16 protein-coding genes are annotated in these 16,313 nt (G+C 56.3%); 12 read left to right on the top strand and 4 right to left on the bottom strand.

Features of this window, described 5'->3' with window-relative positions:
• The first annotated feature begins 236 nt into the window (after window positions 1-236).
• The 5 genes from ugpB (at window position 237) to ugpQ (ending at window position 5,200) form a co-directional block, all read left to right on the top strand.
• A complete protein-coding gene (ugpB, locus tag AX755_RS02220) occupies window positions 237-1,553 on the top strand; it encodes a sn-glycerol-3-phosphate ABC transporter substrate-binding protein UgpB (RefSeq protein ID WP_029883603.1) in 1,317 nt (438 codons plus the stop codon).
• A gap of 102 nt (window positions 1,554-1,655) precedes the next feature.
• Window positions 1,656-2,543, top strand: a complete 888-nt coding sequence (ugpA, locus tag AX755_RS02225) for a sn-glycerol-3-phosphate ABC transporter permease UgpA (protein WP_013099126.1) — start codon at window positions 1,656-1,658, stop codon at window positions 2,541-2,543.
• Window positions 2,540-3,385: a sn-glycerol-3-phosphate ABC transporter permease UgpE gene (gene ugpE / locus AX755_RS02230; protein WP_013099125.1), complete on the top strand. Its 846-nt coding sequence runs from the start codon at window positions 2,540-2,542 to the stop codon at window positions 3,383-3,385. Before ugpA ends, ugpE begins: the two co-directional genes overlap by 4 nt.
• A 1-nt stretch (window position 3,386) precedes the next feature.
• A complete protein-coding gene (locus AX755_RS02235; protein ID WP_020687753.1) occupies window positions 3,387-4,457 on the top strand; it encodes a sn-glycerol-3-phosphate import ATP-binding protein UgpC in 1,071 nt (356 codons plus the stop codon).
• The gene (ugpQ, locus tag AX755_RS02240; protein ID WP_062856212.1) at window positions 4,454-5,200 is read left to right on the top strand and encodes a glycerophosphodiester phosphodiesterase; all 747 of its coding nucleotides are present in this window, start codon (window positions 4,454-4,456) and stop codon (window positions 5,198-5,200) included. The genes AX755_RS02235 and ugpQ overlap by 4 nt, the downstream gene beginning before the upstream one ends.
• On the opposite strand, the gene AX755_RS02245 is transcribed toward ugpQ, so the two are convergent.
• Entirely contained in the window at window positions 5,184-5,561 is a 378-nt protein-coding gene (locus AX755_RS02245; RefSeq protein ID WP_013099122.1) for a DUF2756 family protein, read from the bottom strand. The two genes, ugpQ and AX755_RS02245, sit on opposite strands and share 17 nt — an antisense overlap.
• A 122-nt stretch (window positions 5,562-5,683) precedes the next feature.
• On the opposite strand from AX755_RS02245, the gene ggt reads away from it, so the two are divergent.
• Window positions 5,684-7,429 carry a gamma-glutamyltransferase gene (ggt, locus tag AX755_RS02250; RefSeq protein WP_073971391.1) on the top strand — a complete coding sequence of 582 codons (1,746 nt, stop codon included), beginning with the start codon at window positions 5,684-5,686 and terminating at the stop codon, window positions 7,427-7,429.
• 42 nt (window positions 7,430-7,471) lie between these two features.
• Here the strand turns inward: ggt and yhhY are convergent, their stop codons facing one another.
• A complete protein-coding gene (gene yhhY / locus AX755_RS02255) occupies window positions 7,472-7,960 on the bottom strand; it encodes an N-acetyltransferase (RefSeq protein ID WP_038985047.1) in 489 nt (162 codons plus the stop codon).
• Window positions 7,961-8,269: 309 nt separating this feature from the next.
• Here yhhY and AX755_RS02260 point away from each other — a divergent pair, with 309 nt between their 5' ends.
• The 5 genes from AX755_RS02260 to gntU all read left to right on the top strand — a co-directional run bounded on the left by AX755_RS02260 (window position 8,270) and on the right by gntU (window position 13,221).
• On the top strand, window positions 8,270-9,307 hold the full coding sequence (locus AX755_RS02260; RefSeq protein WP_023621444.1) for an oxidoreductase: 1,038 nt from the start codon (window positions 8,270-8,272) through the stop codon (window positions 9,305-9,307).
• A 123-nt stretch (window positions 9,308-9,430) separates the two neighbouring features.
• Window positions 9,431-10,126, top strand: coding sequence for a pirin family protein (locus tag AX755_RS02265; protein WP_000639796.1), 696 nt, complete (start codon window positions 9,431-9,433; stop codon window positions 10,124-10,126).
• A 101-nt stretch (window positions 10,127-10,227) separates the two neighbouring features.
• Window positions 10,228-11,223 (top strand): gluconate operon transcriptional repressor GntR, encoded by a 996-nt coding sequence (gene gntR, locus AX755_RS02270; RefSeq protein WP_062856218.1) that lies wholly within the window; start codon window positions 10,228-10,230, stop codon window positions 11,221-11,223.
• 126 nt (window positions 11,224-11,349) lie between these two features.
• Entirely contained in the window at window positions 11,350-11,877 is a 528-nt protein-coding gene (gene gntK / locus AX755_RS02275) for a gluconokinase (protein ID WP_038420757.1), read from the top strand.
• Window positions 11,878-11,880: 3 nt separating this feature from the next.
• Window positions 11,881-13,221, top strand: a complete 1,341-nt coding sequence (gene gntU / locus AX755_RS02280; RefSeq protein WP_014833577.1) for a gluconate transporter — start codon at window positions 11,881-11,883, stop codon at window positions 13,219-13,221.
• A 151-nt stretch (window positions 13,222-13,372) separates the two neighbouring features.
• On the opposite strand, the gene AX755_RS02285 is transcribed toward gntU, so the two are convergent.
• Complete coding sequence (locus tag AX755_RS02285; RefSeq protein ID WP_062856213.1) at window positions 13,373-13,819, bottom strand: hypothetical protein; 447 nt, start codon at window positions 13,817-13,819, stop codon at window positions 13,373-13,375.
• Window positions 13,820-14,219: 400 nt separating this feature from the next.
• Window positions 14,220-14,813, bottom strand: coding sequence for an NAAT family transporter YhgN (yhgN, locus tag AX755_RS02290; RefSeq protein WP_003861574.1), 594 nt, complete (start codon window positions 14,811-14,813; stop codon window positions 14,220-14,222).
• Window positions 14,814-14,990: 177 nt separating this feature from the next.
• Between yhgN and asd the strand changes: the two genes are divergently transcribed.
• Entirely contained in the window at window positions 14,991-16,094 is a 1,104-nt protein-coding gene (gene asd, locus AX755_RS02300; protein ID WP_029883894.1) for an aspartate-semialdehyde dehydrogenase, read from the top strand.
• Window positions 16,095-16,313: the final 219 nt, after the last annotated feature.

The following is a 16,313-nucleotide window of genomic DNA, read 5'->3' on the forward strand; positions in this document are numbered from 1 at the left end:
TATTGCCCGGTGGCGCTTACGCTTACCGGGCCTACGGGATCGAGTAGGCCGGGTAAGGCGAAGCCGCCACCCGGCTTTTTCACATAAACCCCTTCACACAACCATCATCCCGCTGACCTTTTGTTGTCACTTATCTGTAAACAAACAGTTATTTTTCTGTCATTCGAGCATGTCATGTTACCTCGCGAGCATAAAACGCGTGATATCGCGCATCCGGCACAATAAGAGAGATGATAATGACATCGTTACGACACACAGCTTTGGGTCTGGCACTGGGTCTGGCTTTTGCGACGAACGCAATGGCTGTGACGACCATTCCGTTCTGGCATTCCATGGAAGGGGAGTTGGGTAAAGAGGTTGACTCCCTGGCGCAGCGTTTCAACGACTCCCATCCGGATTACAAAATTGTGCCGGTGTACAAAGGTAACTACGAGCAGAGCCTGAGCGCGGGCATTGCCGCCTTCCGTACCGGTAATGCGCCTGCCATTTTGCAGGTGTACGAAGTAGGCACCGCGACCATGATGGCCTCCAAAGCCATCAAACCGGTCTACGAAGTGTTCAAAGAGGCGGGGATCAACTTCGACGAATCCCAGTTTGTGCCGACCGTAGCGGGTTACTACACCGATTCTAAAACCGGCCATCTGCTGTCTCAGCCGTTTAACAGCTCGACGCCGGTGCTGTACTACAACAAAGACGCCTTTAAGAAAGCCGGTTTAGACCCGGAGCAGCCGCCAAAAACCTGGCAGGATCTGGCGGAGTACACCGCGAAGCTGAAAGCGGCGGGGATGAAGTGCGGCTACGCCAGCGGCTGGCAGGGCTGGATCCAGATTGAAAACTTCAGTGCCTGGCACGGCCTGCCGGTGGCCACCAAAAACAACGGTTTCGATGGCACCGACGCGGTACTGGAGTTCAACAAGCCAGAGCAGGTGAAGCACATCGCGCTGCTGGAAGAGTTGAACAAGAAGGGTGATTTCAGCTACTTCGGACGTAAAGACGAATCCACCGAGAAGTTCTACAACGGTGACTGCGCCATTACCACCGCCTCGTCCGGCTCGCTGGCGGATATCCGTCACTATGCCAAATTCAACTATGGCGTGGGCATGATGCCGTACGACGCAGACGTGAAAGGCGCGCCGCAGAACGCCATCATCGGCGGAGCAAGCCTGTGGGTGATGCAGGGTAAAGACGCCGGCACCTACAAAGGAGTGGCCGAGTTCCTCGACTTCCTGGCGAAACCTGAAAACGCGGCCGAATGGCACCAGAAAACCGGCTACCTGCCGATCACCAAAGCTGCCTATGACCTGACCCGCGAGCAGGGCTTCTACAGCAAGAATCCGGGTGCGGATATCGCGACGCGTCAGATGCTGAACAAGCCGCCGTTGCCGTTCACCAAAGGGCTGCGTCTGGGCAACATGCCGCAGATCCGCACCATTGTCGACGAAGAGCTGGAAAGCGTCTGGACCGGCAAGAAAACGCCACAGCAGGCGCTGGATTCAGCGGTAGAGCGCGGGAATCAGCTGCTGCGCCGCTTTGAGCAGTCCACCAAATCGTAAAAAAATGCCCGGTGGCGCTGCGCTTACCGGGCCTACGACGTGCCATATGTAGGCCGGGTAAGGCGTAGCCGCCACCCGGCACTGTTCAGGAACCAAATCTCAATGTCATCATCCCGTCCGGTGTTTCGTTCCCGCTGGCTGCCGTATCTGCTGGTCGCGCCTCAGCTGGTCATCACCGTTATCTTCTTTATCTGGCCTGCGGGCGAAGCGCTCTGGTACTCGGTGCAAAGCGTTGATCCTTTTGGACTCTCCAGCCAGTTTGTTGGCCTGGACAATTTCACCGCGCTGTTCCACGACAGCTACTACCTGGATTCTTTCTGGACGACGATCAAATTCAGCGCGCTGGTCACCGTGAGCGGCCTTGTTGCCTCGCTGTTCTTCGCCGCGCTGGTGGATTACGTGGTGCGTGGCAGCCGTCTGTATCAGACCCTGATGCTGCTGCCCTACGCCGTGGCACCAGCGGTCGCCGCCGTGCTGTGGATCTTCCTGTTTAACCCCGGGCGCGGGTTAATTACCCATTTTCTGGCGGAATTCGGATACGACTGGAACCACGCCCAGAACAGCGGCCAGGCGATGTTCCTGGTGGTGTTCGCCTCGGTGTGGAAGCAGATCAGCTACAACTTCCTGTTCTTCTTTGCCGCGCTACAGTCCATTCCGCGTTCGCTGGTGGAAGCCGCCGCCATTGACGGCGCAGGCCCGATCCGCCGCTTCTTCAGGCTGTCGCTGCCGCTGATTGCCCCGGTGAGTTTCTTCCTGCTGGTGGTGAACCTGGTGTATGCCTTTTTCGACACCTTCCCGGTCATCGATGCGGCCACCGCCGGTGGCCCGGTGCAGGCCACGACGACGCTGATTTATAAAATCTACCGCGAAGGGTTTGCCGGGCTGGATCTCTCGGCCTCCGCCGCGCAGTCCGTCGTGCTGATGTTCCTTGTCATCATCCTCACGGTGGTGCAGTTCCGCTATGTCGAAAGTAAGGTGCGCTACCAATGATTGAGAACCGTCGCGGGCTGACGATTTTCAGCCATACCATGCTGATTCTGGGGATTATCGTCATCCTCTTTCCGCTGTACGTGGCGTTTGTCGCCGCCACGCTGGACACCAAAGCGGTGTTCGACACGCCGATGACGCTGATCCCAGGCACGCATCTTTTTGAGAACATGAAAACCATCTGGACCCAGGGCGTGGGGGCCAACAGTGCGCCGTTCTGGCTGATGATGCTCAACAGCTTCATCATGGCGTTCGGCATTACGGTGGGCAAAATCACGGTGTCGATGCTTTCGGCCTTCGCCATCGTCTGGTTCCGCTTTCCGCTGCGTAACCTCTTCTTCTGGATGATTTTTATCACCCTGATGCTGCCGGTGGAGGTGCGTATCTTCCCGACGGTGGAAGTGATCGCCAACCTGAAGATGCTCGACAGCTACGCGGGCTTAACCCTGCCGCTGATGGCGTCTGCGACTGCCACCTTCCTGTTCCGCCAGTTCTTTATGACGCTGCCGGACGAGCTGATTGAAGCCGCGCGCATTGACGGCGCCTCACCGATGCGCTTTTTCCGCGACATCGTGCTGCCGCTGTCGAAAACCAACCTCGCGGCGCTGTTTGTGATCACCTTTATCTACGGCTGGAACCAGTACCTGTGGCCGCTGCTGATTATTCAGGACGTCAACCTCGGCACCGCCGTGGCGGGCATCAAGGGCATGATCGCCACCGGCGAAGGCACCACCCTCTGGAACCAGGTGATGGCGGCGATGCTGCTCACCCTTATCCCCCCGGTCGTTATCGTTTTAGCCATGCAGCGTGCGTTTGTGCGTGGTTTAGTGGACAGTGAGAAATAAGATGGCAGGTTTAAAACTTCAGGCAGTGACCAAAAGCTGGGATGGCAAAACCCAGGTGATTCAGCCGCTTACCCTCGACGTGGCGGACGGGGAGTTCATCGTGATGGTCGGCCCGTCCGGTTGCGGCAAATCCACGCTGCTGCGCATGGTGGCCGGGCTTGAGCGCGTCTCCTCCGGCGATATCTGGATTGACCGCCAGCGCGTGACCGAGATGGAGCCTAAAGATCGCGGCATCGCGATGGTGTTCCAGAACTACGCCCTCTATCCGCACATGAGCGTGGAAGAGAATATGGCCTGGGGGCTGAAAATCCGCGGCATGGGCAAGGGGCATATCGAGGAGCGGGTGAAAGAGGCGGCGCGCATACTGGAGCTGGATGGCCTGCTTAAGCGCCGTCCGCGCGAGCTCTCCGGCGGCCAGCGCCAGCGCGTGGCGATGGGGCGTGCCATCGTGCGCGATCCGGCGGTGTTCCTGTTCGATGAACCGCTCTCTAACCTTGACGCCAAGCTGCGCGTGCAGATGCGTCTGGAGCTGCAGCAACTGCATCGCCGTCTTAAAACCACCTCCCTGTACGTGACGCACGATCAGGTCGAAGCCATGACCCTTGCCCAGCGGGTGATGGTGATGAACAAAGGCGTTGCCGAGCAGATTGGCACGCCGGTGGAGGTGTACGAAAAACCGGCCAGCCGTTTTGTGGCGAGCTTTATCGGCAGCCCGGCAATGAACCTGCTGGAAGGGCGGATCAGCAGCGCGGGCACCCACTTTGAGCTGGAAAGCGGGATGGCATTGCCCATCAACTGGTACTATCGTGGCTACGCCGGGCGTAAGATGACGCTCGGTATTCGCCCGGAGCATATTGGTTTAACCTCTCAGGCGGACGGCGGCGTGCCGCTGGTGATGGACACGCTGGAGATGTTGGGTGCAGATAACCTGGCGCATGGACGCTGGGGCGAGCAAAAAATGGTGGTGCGTCTGCCGCATCAGGAACGCCCGAAAGCAGGCAGCACGCTGTGGCTGCACCTGCCGGAAAATCACCTGCACTTATTTGACGGTGAAACAGGACAACGAGTATGAGCAACTGGCCTTATCCCCACATCGTCGCCCACCGTGGCGGCGGTAAACTGGCGCCGGAAAATACCCTGGCGGCAATTGATGTTGGCGCACGCTACGGCCACACGATGATTGAGTTCGACGCCAAGCTGTCGAAAGACGGCGAAATTTTCCTGCTGCATGATGACAATCTCGAACGCACCAGCAACGGCTGGGGCGTGGCGGGGGAACTGCCGTGGCGCGATCTGCTGAAGGTGGATGCCGGAAGCTGGTTCAGCGGCGAGTACAAAGGCGAACCGTTGCCGCTGCTGGCGGAAGTGGCCGACCGTTGTCGTCAACACGGGATGATGGCCAACATCGAAATCAAACCGACGACCGGTACCGGGCCGCTCACGGGCAACGTGATTGCGCTGGCCGCGCGCGAGCTGTGGGAAGGCATGACGCCACCGCTGCTGTCGTCATTTGAAATTGATGCCCTTGAAGCGGCACAGGCTGCGGTACCGGAGCTGCCGCGCGGGCTGCTGCTGGACGAGTGGCGCGAGGACTGGCGTGAGCTGACCACCCGCTTAGCGTGCGTGTCGATCCATCTCAATCATAAGCTGCTGGATGCGGCGCGGGTGAAAATGCTGAAAGCGGCAGGGCTGCATATTCTGGTGTATACCGTCAACAAACCCCAGCGTGCGGCTGAGCTGCTGCGCTGGGGTGTGGACAGCATCTGTACCGATGCGATTGACCTGATCGGCCCGGACTTTAGTTCTGCGGATTAAGCATACTGCCATTCGACTGCGACGGCAGCATATGCTGCTGTCCGCTGCCTGACGAACTCATCCCTCCCAGCATCCCGCCGTTTTTATTCGGCAGCGGTTGCTCGCGCATTTGTCCCTGCTGCACGCGCTGGGTGTTAGTGTTCATCTGATTTTGCAGGCTCTGCTGCTGCATTCGGGTCTGCGTGTTCAACTGCTGGTTCAGCATTCCTTTTTGCTGTTGCTGCTGACTCATCATCTCCGTCTGCATACGCTGCTGGCTCGGAATGACATAGCCCGGCTGGTTAGGGTTATTCATCGTATTGAGTGGCTGTGCAAGTGCGGCAAACGGGAGCAACGCCGTAAGGATCAGGAAGCGTTTCATGATCTTCTCCTTCTTTGAGGTTTCTCTTAAGTTTACCCCGAATTCACCATGACGATGATTTTTTAGGAGTTGTGAACCAGGCTTAAGCGGGGAATATGGCTCCCTTCACCTGGAGAACAATAATGATGAAACCAACCCTTTTGCGCTGGGTCGCCATCGCTGCGCTGATGGCAGGCGGTACATTTAGCGTGGCGGCTAACCCGCCTGCGGCTCCTCCGGTCTCTTATGGCGTGGAGGAAGATGTGTTTCATCCCGTGCGGGCCACGCACGGGATGGTGGCCTCGGTGGATGCGCTGGCAACGAAAGTGGGCGTCGATATTCTCAAACAGGGCGGTAATGCGGTGGATGCCGCGGTGGCGGTCGGCTATGCGCTGGCGGTAACACACCCGCAGGCGGGGAATCTGGGCGGCGGCGGCTTTATGATGCTGCGCACCAAAGACGGGAAGACGACGGCTATCGACTTCCGCGAAATGGCGCCAGCTCAGGCCTCCCGCGATATGTTCCTTGACGATCAGGGCAACCCGGACAGTAAAAAATCGCTGACCTCGCACCTTGCGTCCGGTACGCCGGGCACCGTCGCAGGCTTCTCGCTGGCGCTGGAAAAATACGGCACGATGCCGCTGAACAAAGTGGTCCAGCCTGCCATTAAGCTGGCACGCGACGGCTTTGTAGTGAATGACGCCCTGGCCGATGACCTTAAAACCTACGGCAGCGAAGTCATTCCGAACCATGTAAACAGCAAGGCGATCTTCTGGAAAGACGGAGAGCCGCTGAAGAAGGGCGATAAGCTGGTGCAGAAGAACCTTGCCAAAAGCCTGGAGCTGATTGCGGAGCATGGCCCGGACGCCTTCTACAAAGGGGCGATTGCCGACCAGATTGCCGAAGAGATGCAAAAGAACGGCGGGCTCATCACCAAAGCGGATCTGGCGGAGTATAAGGCGGTGGAGCGCGAGCCAATTAGCGGCACCTACCGTGGCTATGAGGTCTTCTCCATGCCGCCACCGTCCTCCGGCGGGATCCACATCGTGCAGATCCTCAATATTCTGGAAAACTTCGATATGCACAAGTTTGGCTTCGGCAGTGCCGATGCCATGCAGGTGATGGCCGAGGCGGAAAAACGCGCCTATGCCGACCGCTCGGAATACCTTGGCGATCCGGACTTTGTGAAGGTGCCGTGGCAGGCGCTGACCAACAAAGCGTATGCCAAATCCATTGCCGATCAGATCGACATCAATAAGGCTAAGCCGTCGAGCGAGATCCGCCCCGGCAAGCTGGCACCGTATGAAAGTAACCAGACCACCCACTTCTCGGTGGTGGATAAAGACGGTAACGCGGTGGCGGTTACCTATACGCTCAATACCACCTTTGGAACCGGTATTGTGGCGGGCAACAGCGGCATTCTGCTGAACAACGAGATGGATGACTTCTCTGCCAAACCGGGCGTACCGAACGTCTACGGGCTGGTCGGTGGGGATGCCAACGCGGTGGGGCCGAAGAAACGTCCGCTGTCGTCGATGTCACCAACCATTGTGGTGAAAGACGGCAAAACCTGGCTGGTAACCGGCAGCCCCGGTGGCAGCCGGATTATCACCACCGTGCTGCAGATGGTGGTGAACAGTATCGACTTTGGTATGAACGTGGCGGAGGCGACCAACGCCCCACGCTTCCATCACCAGTGGCTGCCGGATGAACTGCGCGTCGAGAAGGGCTTTAGCCCGGACACCCTCAAACTGCTGGAGCAGCGCGGACAGAAGGTAGCGGTGAAAGAGGCGATGGGCAGCACCCAGAGCATTATGGTGGGGCCGGACGGGGCGCTGTTTGGCGCGTCAGACCCGCGGTCGGTGGATGATTTAACGGCGGGGTATTAATCTGTTGTGTAATTCCCTCTCCCGGTGGGAGAGGGCAACTAACTACTTCATTCGCGCCATATAATACGCATCCACATACTCGCCGTTGCGTAGGGCAAATTTTCTGCCGGTGCCTTCGATTTCAAAGCCAAACTTCCGGTACAGCGCCAGTGCGGAAGGGTTATCGGCAAAAACCGTTAACTCGATACGTTCGATACGCAGCCAGTTATCGCACAGGTTGATCATCTCGCGCATGAGCGCGCTCCCGACGCCGCGCCCTTGAGCGTGCGCCGCAACGCTGATACCGAACGTGGCCACATGGCTGCGTCGAGGGCTGGCTTCCACCTGAAGCATCAGATCGCCAACGATTTGCTCATCAATGCAGGCGACCAGCCGTCTTTGCCCGGGTTTTACAATAAGACGTTCTTGCCAGTACTCAAGGGAAGGATGAGGTAGCTGTAGCGTGTCGTGATACACCCCTGGATGCATGTAGTTCTGGCGTAAGGCTTCGGCATCTCCCGGTTCCGCATGGCGTATCACTATCTCACTCATTCCTTATTCCTCAGTCAGTTAAACATCCTTTCCAACATCAGTGACTTTGAAATTGGAGTCAACCGCTATTTTTTGCAAAAAGTATTGGACAAGTGCGAATGAGAATGATTATTATTGCTCTGCATTCAGGAAGACCACTACGGGAACCTGAAAGCACGACATTGCTCACATTGCTTCCAGTATTACTTTAGCCAGCTTTTAGCTGGCTTTTTTTTGTCCTTTTTCGCCCTCTCCCCGTGGGAGAGGGCTGGGGTGAGGGCAAAACATGCGCTATGGTAAAACCCAGTAACCTTCCAAAAGGACTGAGCTATGACCTTACATTGCGCATTTATTGGATTTGGTAAAAGTACGACCCGCTATCATCTTCCGTATGTTCTCAACCGTAAAGACAGCTGGCATGTGGCGCATATCTACCGCCGCAGCGCGAAGCCGGAAGAGCAGTCTCCGCAGTATTCCCATATTCATTTCACCAGCGATCTCAATGAAGTCCTGGGCGACCCGCAGGTTAAACTGGTCATCGTCTGTACCCATGCCGACAGCCATTTCGACTATGCGAAACGCGCGCTCGAGGCGGGTAAAAACGTGCTGGTAGAAAAACCCTTCACCCCGACCATCGCTGAAGCGAAAACACTCTTCGCACTGGCGAAAAGCAAAGGGCTGACCGTCACGCCGTATCAGAACCGTCGCTTCGACAGCTGCTTCCTGACGGCGAAAAAGGCGATTGAGAGCGGCAAGCTTGGCGACATCGTCGAAATGGAAAGCCATTTTGACTATTACCGCCCGGTGGCGGAGACCAAGCCCGGCCTGCCGCAGGACGGTTCCTTCTACGGTCTTGGCGTCCATACCATGGACCAAATCATCTCCCTGTTTGGCCGCCCGGACCACGTGGCGTATGACATTCGCAGCCTGCGTAATAAAGCCAACCCGGACGATACTTTTGAAGCGCAGCTGTTCTACGGCGACCTGAAAGCCATCGTTAAAACCAGCCATCTGGTGAAAATCGACTACCCGAAATTTATCGTTCACGGCACGAAAGGTTCGTTTATCAAGTACGGTATCGATCAGCAGGAGACCAGCCTGAAGGCCAATATCATGCCGGGTGAACCGGGCTTTGCGGCGGATGATTCGGTTGGCGTACTGGAGTATGTGAACGCAGAAGGTGTGACGGTCAGAGAAGAGCTGACGCCTGAAACCGGCGACTATGGTCGCGTCTACGACGCGTTGCATGCAACCCTGACCCGCGGCGTGGCGAATTACGTCAAGGAATCTGACGTTCTGACCAACCTCGAAATCCTCGAACGGGCCTTCGAACAGGCTTCTCCTGCCACGGTAACCCTTGCGAAATAAGCAAAAATGGCTCCTCTGCACTTGTTCATAATTTTTGAACAGAGGAGTCAATTTTCACCCTCTATGATCCCAGGCGGTTTGCGTCCACACTTACTTCATCGAAACGAACTGAGGGTGAAAACAATGATCTACTTACGCAAAGCAAACGAACGTGGTCACGCGAATCATGGCTGGCTGGACTCATGGCATTCATTCTCGTTTGCCGACTACTACGACCCGAACTTCATGGGCTTCTCTGCACTGCGCGTGATCAACGATGACGTGATTGATGCAGGCCAGGGCTTCGGTACCCACCCGCATAAAGACATGGAAATCCTGACCTATGTGCTGGAAGGGGCGGTTGAGCACCAGGACAGCATGGGCAACAAAGAGCAGGTTCCGGCGGGCGAGTTCCAGATCATGAGTGCGGGTACCGGTGTTCGTCACTCGGAGTACAACCCGAGCAAAACGGAAAAACTGCACCTGTATCAAATCTGGATCATTCCAGAAGAAACCGGCATCACGCCGCGCTACGAGCAGCGCCGCTTCGACGCCAAACAGGGCAAACAGCTGGTGCTCTCCCCGGATGCGCGTGAAGGTTCGCTGAAAGTGCATCAGGATATGGAACTGTACCGCTGGGCGCTGGCGAAAGACGAACAGTCTGTACACCAGATCGCCGCGAACCGCCGCGTCTGGATCCAGGTGGTGAAAGGTGAAGTGTCCATCAACGGCACCAAAGCGACAACGGCAGATGGTCTGGCCATCTGGGATGAGCAAGCGCTCTCCGTGCATGCCGACAGCGAAAGTGAAATTCTGCTGTTTGATCTGCCACCGGTGTAATAAATCATAAATAAATGCCCATCCTTCCCTTTGACAGGGGAAGGATGGGCTTTGTCCGTGATAAACTGAGCAAATCTCTCTCTTCAAGATTTCTCAGGACGATGAAAAAGAAACGCCCCGTACTTCAGGATGTCGCCGATCGTGTTGGTGTGACCAAAATGACGGTCAGCCGTTTTTTACGTAACCCGGAACAGGTTTCCGTAGCGTTGCGTGGCAAGATTGCCGCTGCTCTCGATGAACTGGGTTATATCCCTAACCGCGCACCCGATATTCTCTCCAATGCCACCAGTCGTGCGGTGGGCGTCCTCCTGCCTTCTTTAACTAACCAGGTCTTTGCCGAAGTGTTGCGCGGTATTGAAAGCGTCACGGATGCGTTTGGTTACCAAACCATGCTGGCACACTACGGCTACAAACCGGAACTGGAAGAAGAACGTCTTGAATCGATGCTTTCCTGGAACATCGATGGCCTGATTTTAACTGAACGTACTCACACCCCCCGTACGCTGAAGATGATCGAAGTGGCCGGGATACCGGTGGTGGAACTGATGGACAGCCAGTCGCCGTGCCTTGATATTGCCGTGGGTTTTGACAACTTCGAAGCGGCGCGGCAGATGACGGCGGCGATCATCGCGCGCGGTCATCGTCATATCGCCTACCTGGGTGCGCGTCTTGATGAACGTACTATCATCAAACAGAAGGGATACGAGCAGGCGATGCTTGACGCAAATTTAACCCCGTACAGCGTGATGGTGGAGCAGTCCTCTTCCTATACGTCGGGTATTGAGCTGATGCGGCAGGCACGGCGCGAGTATCCACAACTGGACGGTATTTTCTGTACCAACGATGACCTTGCGGTCGGTGCAGCGTTCGAATGCCAGCGCCTGGGGCTGCAGATCCCCGATGATATGGCGATAGCCGGTTTCCACGGCCATGACATCGGCCAGGTGATGGAGCCGCGTCTGGCGAGCGTCCTGACACCGCGTGAACGCATGGGTCGCATTGGCGCAGAACGCCTGCTGGCGCGCATTCGCGGTGAAGCGGTTACGCCAAAAATGTTAGATTTAGGTTTCACCTTGTCACCGGGTGGATCTATTTAATCCGACAAATTTGAAGTAGCTCACACTTATTCACATCGCGCACGTTTGGATATTGCTTCTCTTTTGCCCCGGCAGGACAATGTTACCGATAACTGTTACCCGTAACAATTGACTGAGGGACACCCTTTGAGCACGACTAATCATGATCACCACGTTTACGTCCTGATGGGCGTTTCCGGTAGCGGTAAATCTGCCGTGGCAAGCGAAGTGGCGCATCAACTTAATGCGGCGTTTCTTGATGGCGACTTCCTCCATCCGCGCAGCAACATCATGAAGATGGCCTCCGGCGAGCCGCTGAACGACGACGACCGTAAACCATGGTTACAGGCGCTGAACGATGCCGCATTTGCCATGCAGCGCACCAATAAAGTTTCCCTGATCGTCTGCTCTGCGCTGAAAAAAACCTACCGCGATCTGCTTCGTGACGGCAACCCGAACCTCTCTTTCATCTACCTGAAAGGCGATTTCGACGTCATCGAAAGCCGTCTCAAGGCGCGCAAAGGCCACTTCTTCAAAACCCAGATGCTGGTCACACAGTTCGAAGCGCTGCAGGAGCCAGGTGAAGATGAAAAAGATGTCTTAGTGGTTGATATCGATCAGTCACTGGAGGGTGTTGTTGCCAGCACCATCGAGGTCATTAATAAAAGGCAGTAAGTTTTGAGTACATTAACGCTAGTTTTGACAGCAGTGGGTTCGGTATTGCTGCTGCTGTTTTTAGTGATGAAAGCGCGTATGCATGCTTTTGTTGCTTTGATGGTGGTTTCTATTGGTGCAGGTCTCTTTTCCGGTATGCCGCTCGATAAGATCGCTGCGACGATGGAAAAAGGGATGGGGGGCACACTGGGCTTCCTGGCTATTGTGGTTGCGCTGGGCGCGATGTTTGGCAAGATCCTGCATGAGACAGGCGCGGTCGACCAGATTGCCGTCAAGATGCTGAAATCGTTTGGTCACAGTCGTGCACACTATGCGATTGGCCTGGCCGGTCTGATCTGCGCGCTGCCGTTGTTCTTTGAAGTGGCCGTGGTGCTGCTGATTAGCGTGGCGTTCTCCATGGCGCGCCATACCGGTACTAACCTTGTGAAGCTGGTTATTCCGCTGTTTGCGGGTGTGGCGGCAGCCGCGGCGTTTCTGCTGCCGGGGCCTGCGCCGATGCTGCTGGCTTCCCAGATGCACGCCGACTTTGGCTGGATGATCCTGATTGGCCTGTGCGCGGCAATCCCGGGAATGATTATCGCCGGTCCGCTGTGGGGCAATTTCATCAGCCGCTACGTTGAGCTGCATATTCCTGATGATATTACCGAGCCGCACCTGGGCGAAGGTAAAATGCCGTCCTTCGGCTTCAGCCTGTCTCTGATCCTGCTGCCGCTGGTGCTGGTGGGTCTGAAAACCATTGCCGCGCGCTTTGTACCGGTGGGATCTACCGCGTACGAATGGTTCGAATTTATCGGTCACCCGTTCACGGCAATTCTGGTGGCGTGTCTGGTGGCGATTTATGGCCTGGCGATGCGTCAGGGGATGCCGAAAGACCGCGTGATGGAAATCTGCGGTGCTGCGCTGCAGCCAGCGGGCATTATCCTGCTGGTGATCGGTGCGGGTGGCGTGTTCAAGCAGGTGCTGGTGGATTCAGGCGTCGGTCCGGCGCTGGGTGAAGCGCTGACCGGAATGGGACTGCCCATCGCGGTCACCTGCTTTGTGCTGGCGGCGGCGGTGCGTATTATTCAGGGCTCCGCGACCGTTGCCTGTTTAACGGCTGTTGGCCTGGTGATGCCGGTGATTGAACAGCTGAACTACTCCGGTGCGCAGATGGCGGCGCTGTCTATCTGTATCGCAGGTGGTTCGATTGTGGTGTCGCATGTGAACGATGCGGGCTTTTGGCTGTTCGGTAAATTTACCGGTGCAACCGAAGCGCAAACCCTGAAAACCTGGACGCTGATGGAAACTATCCTCGGCACTACGGGTGCGATTGTCGGGATGATTGCGTTTACGCTGCTGAGCTAACTGGTTTTCTCCCTCTCCCTGTGGGAGAGGGTTGGGGTGAGGGCATCAGGCCGCAGAGATCTTATTTTGTCGGGTGGCGGCTTCGCCTTACCCGACCTACAAAAAACTCAGTTCCCGTAGGCCGGGTAAGCGCAAGCGCCACCCGGCTTTTTTACAGCAGCACTGTGCCTTCCGTTGTGCGCAGCCAGCGCGGCGCTTTTAGCGTATCGCTGTAAAATCGCACCAACTCCTGCAGCAGATCTCCCGCCACTCTCTCATCGCTTTCTGACAGCGAATGCGCTAACAGCATTTGCGTTAACAGCTGGCAATATCGCCCTAACTGATCAACTTCCGGTTCGAATACCGGCACGTCCAACGGCAGGTCATCCACCGTCAGGCTGGCTTTTAAATATTCTGGCACAGGTTCAAGCAGCGTCGGCTGGAGCAGGGCGAGGCAGGCGGAAAGCCGTCCACACAGCGCCATCTTCTGGGTTGGATCGTCACATTCAACCAGCACGTCGACAAACCGCGCGCAGTTGTCTGCCTGCTCGGTGAAGTCGGTGGTGTGATCGAACGGTGTGGTGAATAAGGAGTGAGAAAAGCTAAGGGTAGTAGTCATAAGACCGCCTCTGATGCGTAAAATGGACCGCCACAGGAGGGACCAACCTCACTGGTGGCGGACTGAACGGAGTTGGTCCTACCGGCCTCATCAGCTACCGGCGCGCCTTGCGGCGCCACCGTCCAGCCCACCATTAAGGTGTAACTGACTACGCGATAAAGAAATTTTATCACGGATGAGGATAACAGAGGACCAACCCTGACACCTGATTTTGCAGGCGCGGCAAGAAGATACTGCTTTGAAGATCGGGTGGCAAGAGAGGCTCTGGAAGGCGGCTCGCAAAACGAAATATTATTTTTGAGGAGTGCGGCCTGTTGCCCTCACCCCGGCCCTCTCCCACGGGGAGAGGGAGCAACCACTAAAAACGGCAATCTAAGATTGCCGTTTTGCATTTACCTTGCTATCCCTTCATCCACGCACGTATCCCGTCCAGGAACATCTGCGTCGCCATCATCACCAGAATCAGCCCCATCAAACGTTCCAGCGCATTGACCCCTTTTTCGCCCAGCAGGCGCAGGAATAGCGACGACTGCAGCAGAATGATGAACGTTCCGCCCCAGGCAATCAGCAAAGCAATCACCAGATGGCTCATCTGGTTGGGATACTGATGCGACAGTAGCATCAATGTGGCCAGAATGGTCGGCCCGGCGACCAGCGGGATCGCCAGCGGTACGATAAACGGCTCTTCACCCGCAGGCAGGCCGCTGCTGCTGCCTTCCGCGCTCGGGAAAATCATCTTAATGGCAATCAGGAACAGAATAATTCCGCCGGAAATGGAGACCGTTTCGGCACGCAGATTCAGGAAAGCGAGAATTTTTTCGCCAGCAAACAGGAAGATAAACATCACCAGCAGGGCGATGAGCAGCTCGCGGATCATGATCGCCCGGCGGCGCTTGGGTTCGGTGTGCTTCAGCACCGACATGAAAATCGGCAGGTTTCCCAGTGGATCCATTATCAGGATCAATAAAACCGCCGCAGAAATGATTTCACTCATGTAAATTAGCCCTGAATTTCTCTATGGTTATTAGGATGATTAGCTCTTTTTCTGATTGCCGGGCAATCATCGATTAATTTCGCTTGCGACTTTGGCAGCATTTTGTAATGTGAAGCATATCCCAGTTCAATACTGGCTTGCACAAACAGCACACACCCTCTGCAGGAAACAAATGCTATGAAAAACGTTGGTTTTATCGGCTGGCGCGGTATGGTCGGCTCTGTACTCATGCAACGCATGGTTGAAGAGCGCGATTTCGACGCTATCCGCCCGGTCTTCTTCTCCACTTCCCAGCTCGGCCAGGCTGCACCGTCCTTTGGTGGTACCACAGGGACGTTGCAGGATGCTTACGATCTGGAAGCGCTGAAGGCACTCGACATTATTGTGACCTGCCAGGGCGGCGATTATACCAACGAAATCTATCCAAAGCTGCGTGAAAGCGGCTGGCAGGGCTACTGGATTGACGCGGCCTCTTCGCTGCGTATGAAAGACGATGCCATCATCATCCTCGACCCGGTGAACCAGGGCGTGATCACCGACGGCCTGAACAACGGCGTGAAAACCTTTGTCGGCGGTAACTGCACCGTCAGCCTGATGCTGATGTCCCTCGGTGGCCTGTTCGCGCAGGACCTGGTGGAGTGGGTCTCCGTGGCGACCTACCAGGCCGCATCCGGCGGCGGTGCGCGTCACATGCGTGAACTGCTGACCCAGATGGGCCAGCTGCACCAGAGCGTTGCGACCGAGCTGGCAAATCCGGCGTCCGCGATCCTCGATATCGAGCGTAAAGTCACCGAGCTGACCCGCAGCGGCGAACTGCCGGTCGATAACTTTGGCGTACCGCTGGCCGGTGGCCTGATCCCGTGGATCGACAAACAGCTGGATAACGGCCAGACCCGTGAAGAGTGGAAGGGTCAGGCGGAGACCAACAAAATCCTCGCTACCGCGAACACCATTCCGGTTGACGGTCTGTGCGTGCGTATCGGCGCGCTGCGCTGCCACAGCCAGGCCTTCACCATTAAACTGAAAAAAGATGTGTCTATTCCGACCGTGGAAGAGCTGCTCGCCGCACACAACCCGTGGGCGAAAGTGGTGCCAAACGATCGCGATATCACCATGCGCGAACTGACGCCTGCGGCCGTTACCGGCACGCTGACCACGCCGGTTGGCCGTCTGCGTAAGCTGAACATGGGGCCAGAGTACCTCTCCGCGTTCACCGTGGGTGACCAGCTCCTGTGGGGTGCCGCAGAGCCGCTGCGCCGCATGCTGCGCCAGCTGGCGTAATAATTTGTTAACTACCGGGGGTGATTTTCACCCCCTTTTTTTGCGTACTACATGGAGTAAAACGCAGATGTCTTATTTTTTATCAGGAGGAACCTCGTCGTTGGCTATGCTTTAAGGAAGATTTATTTCTCACCTGAGGGTAGGGCGGAGCAGAGAGGATGAGCTGCACCGTTTAGGTCACATTAAAAGTCGTCCCGGAGCGAATAAAAAGGGCGACAT

The sequence above is a fragment of the Enterobacter sp. SENG-6 genome (assembly GCF_001605945.1).
In the GTDB taxonomy this organism is placed as follows: domain Bacteria; phylum Pseudomonadota; class Gammaproteobacteria; order Enterobacterales; family Enterobacteriaceae; genus Enterobacter; species Enterobacter cloacae.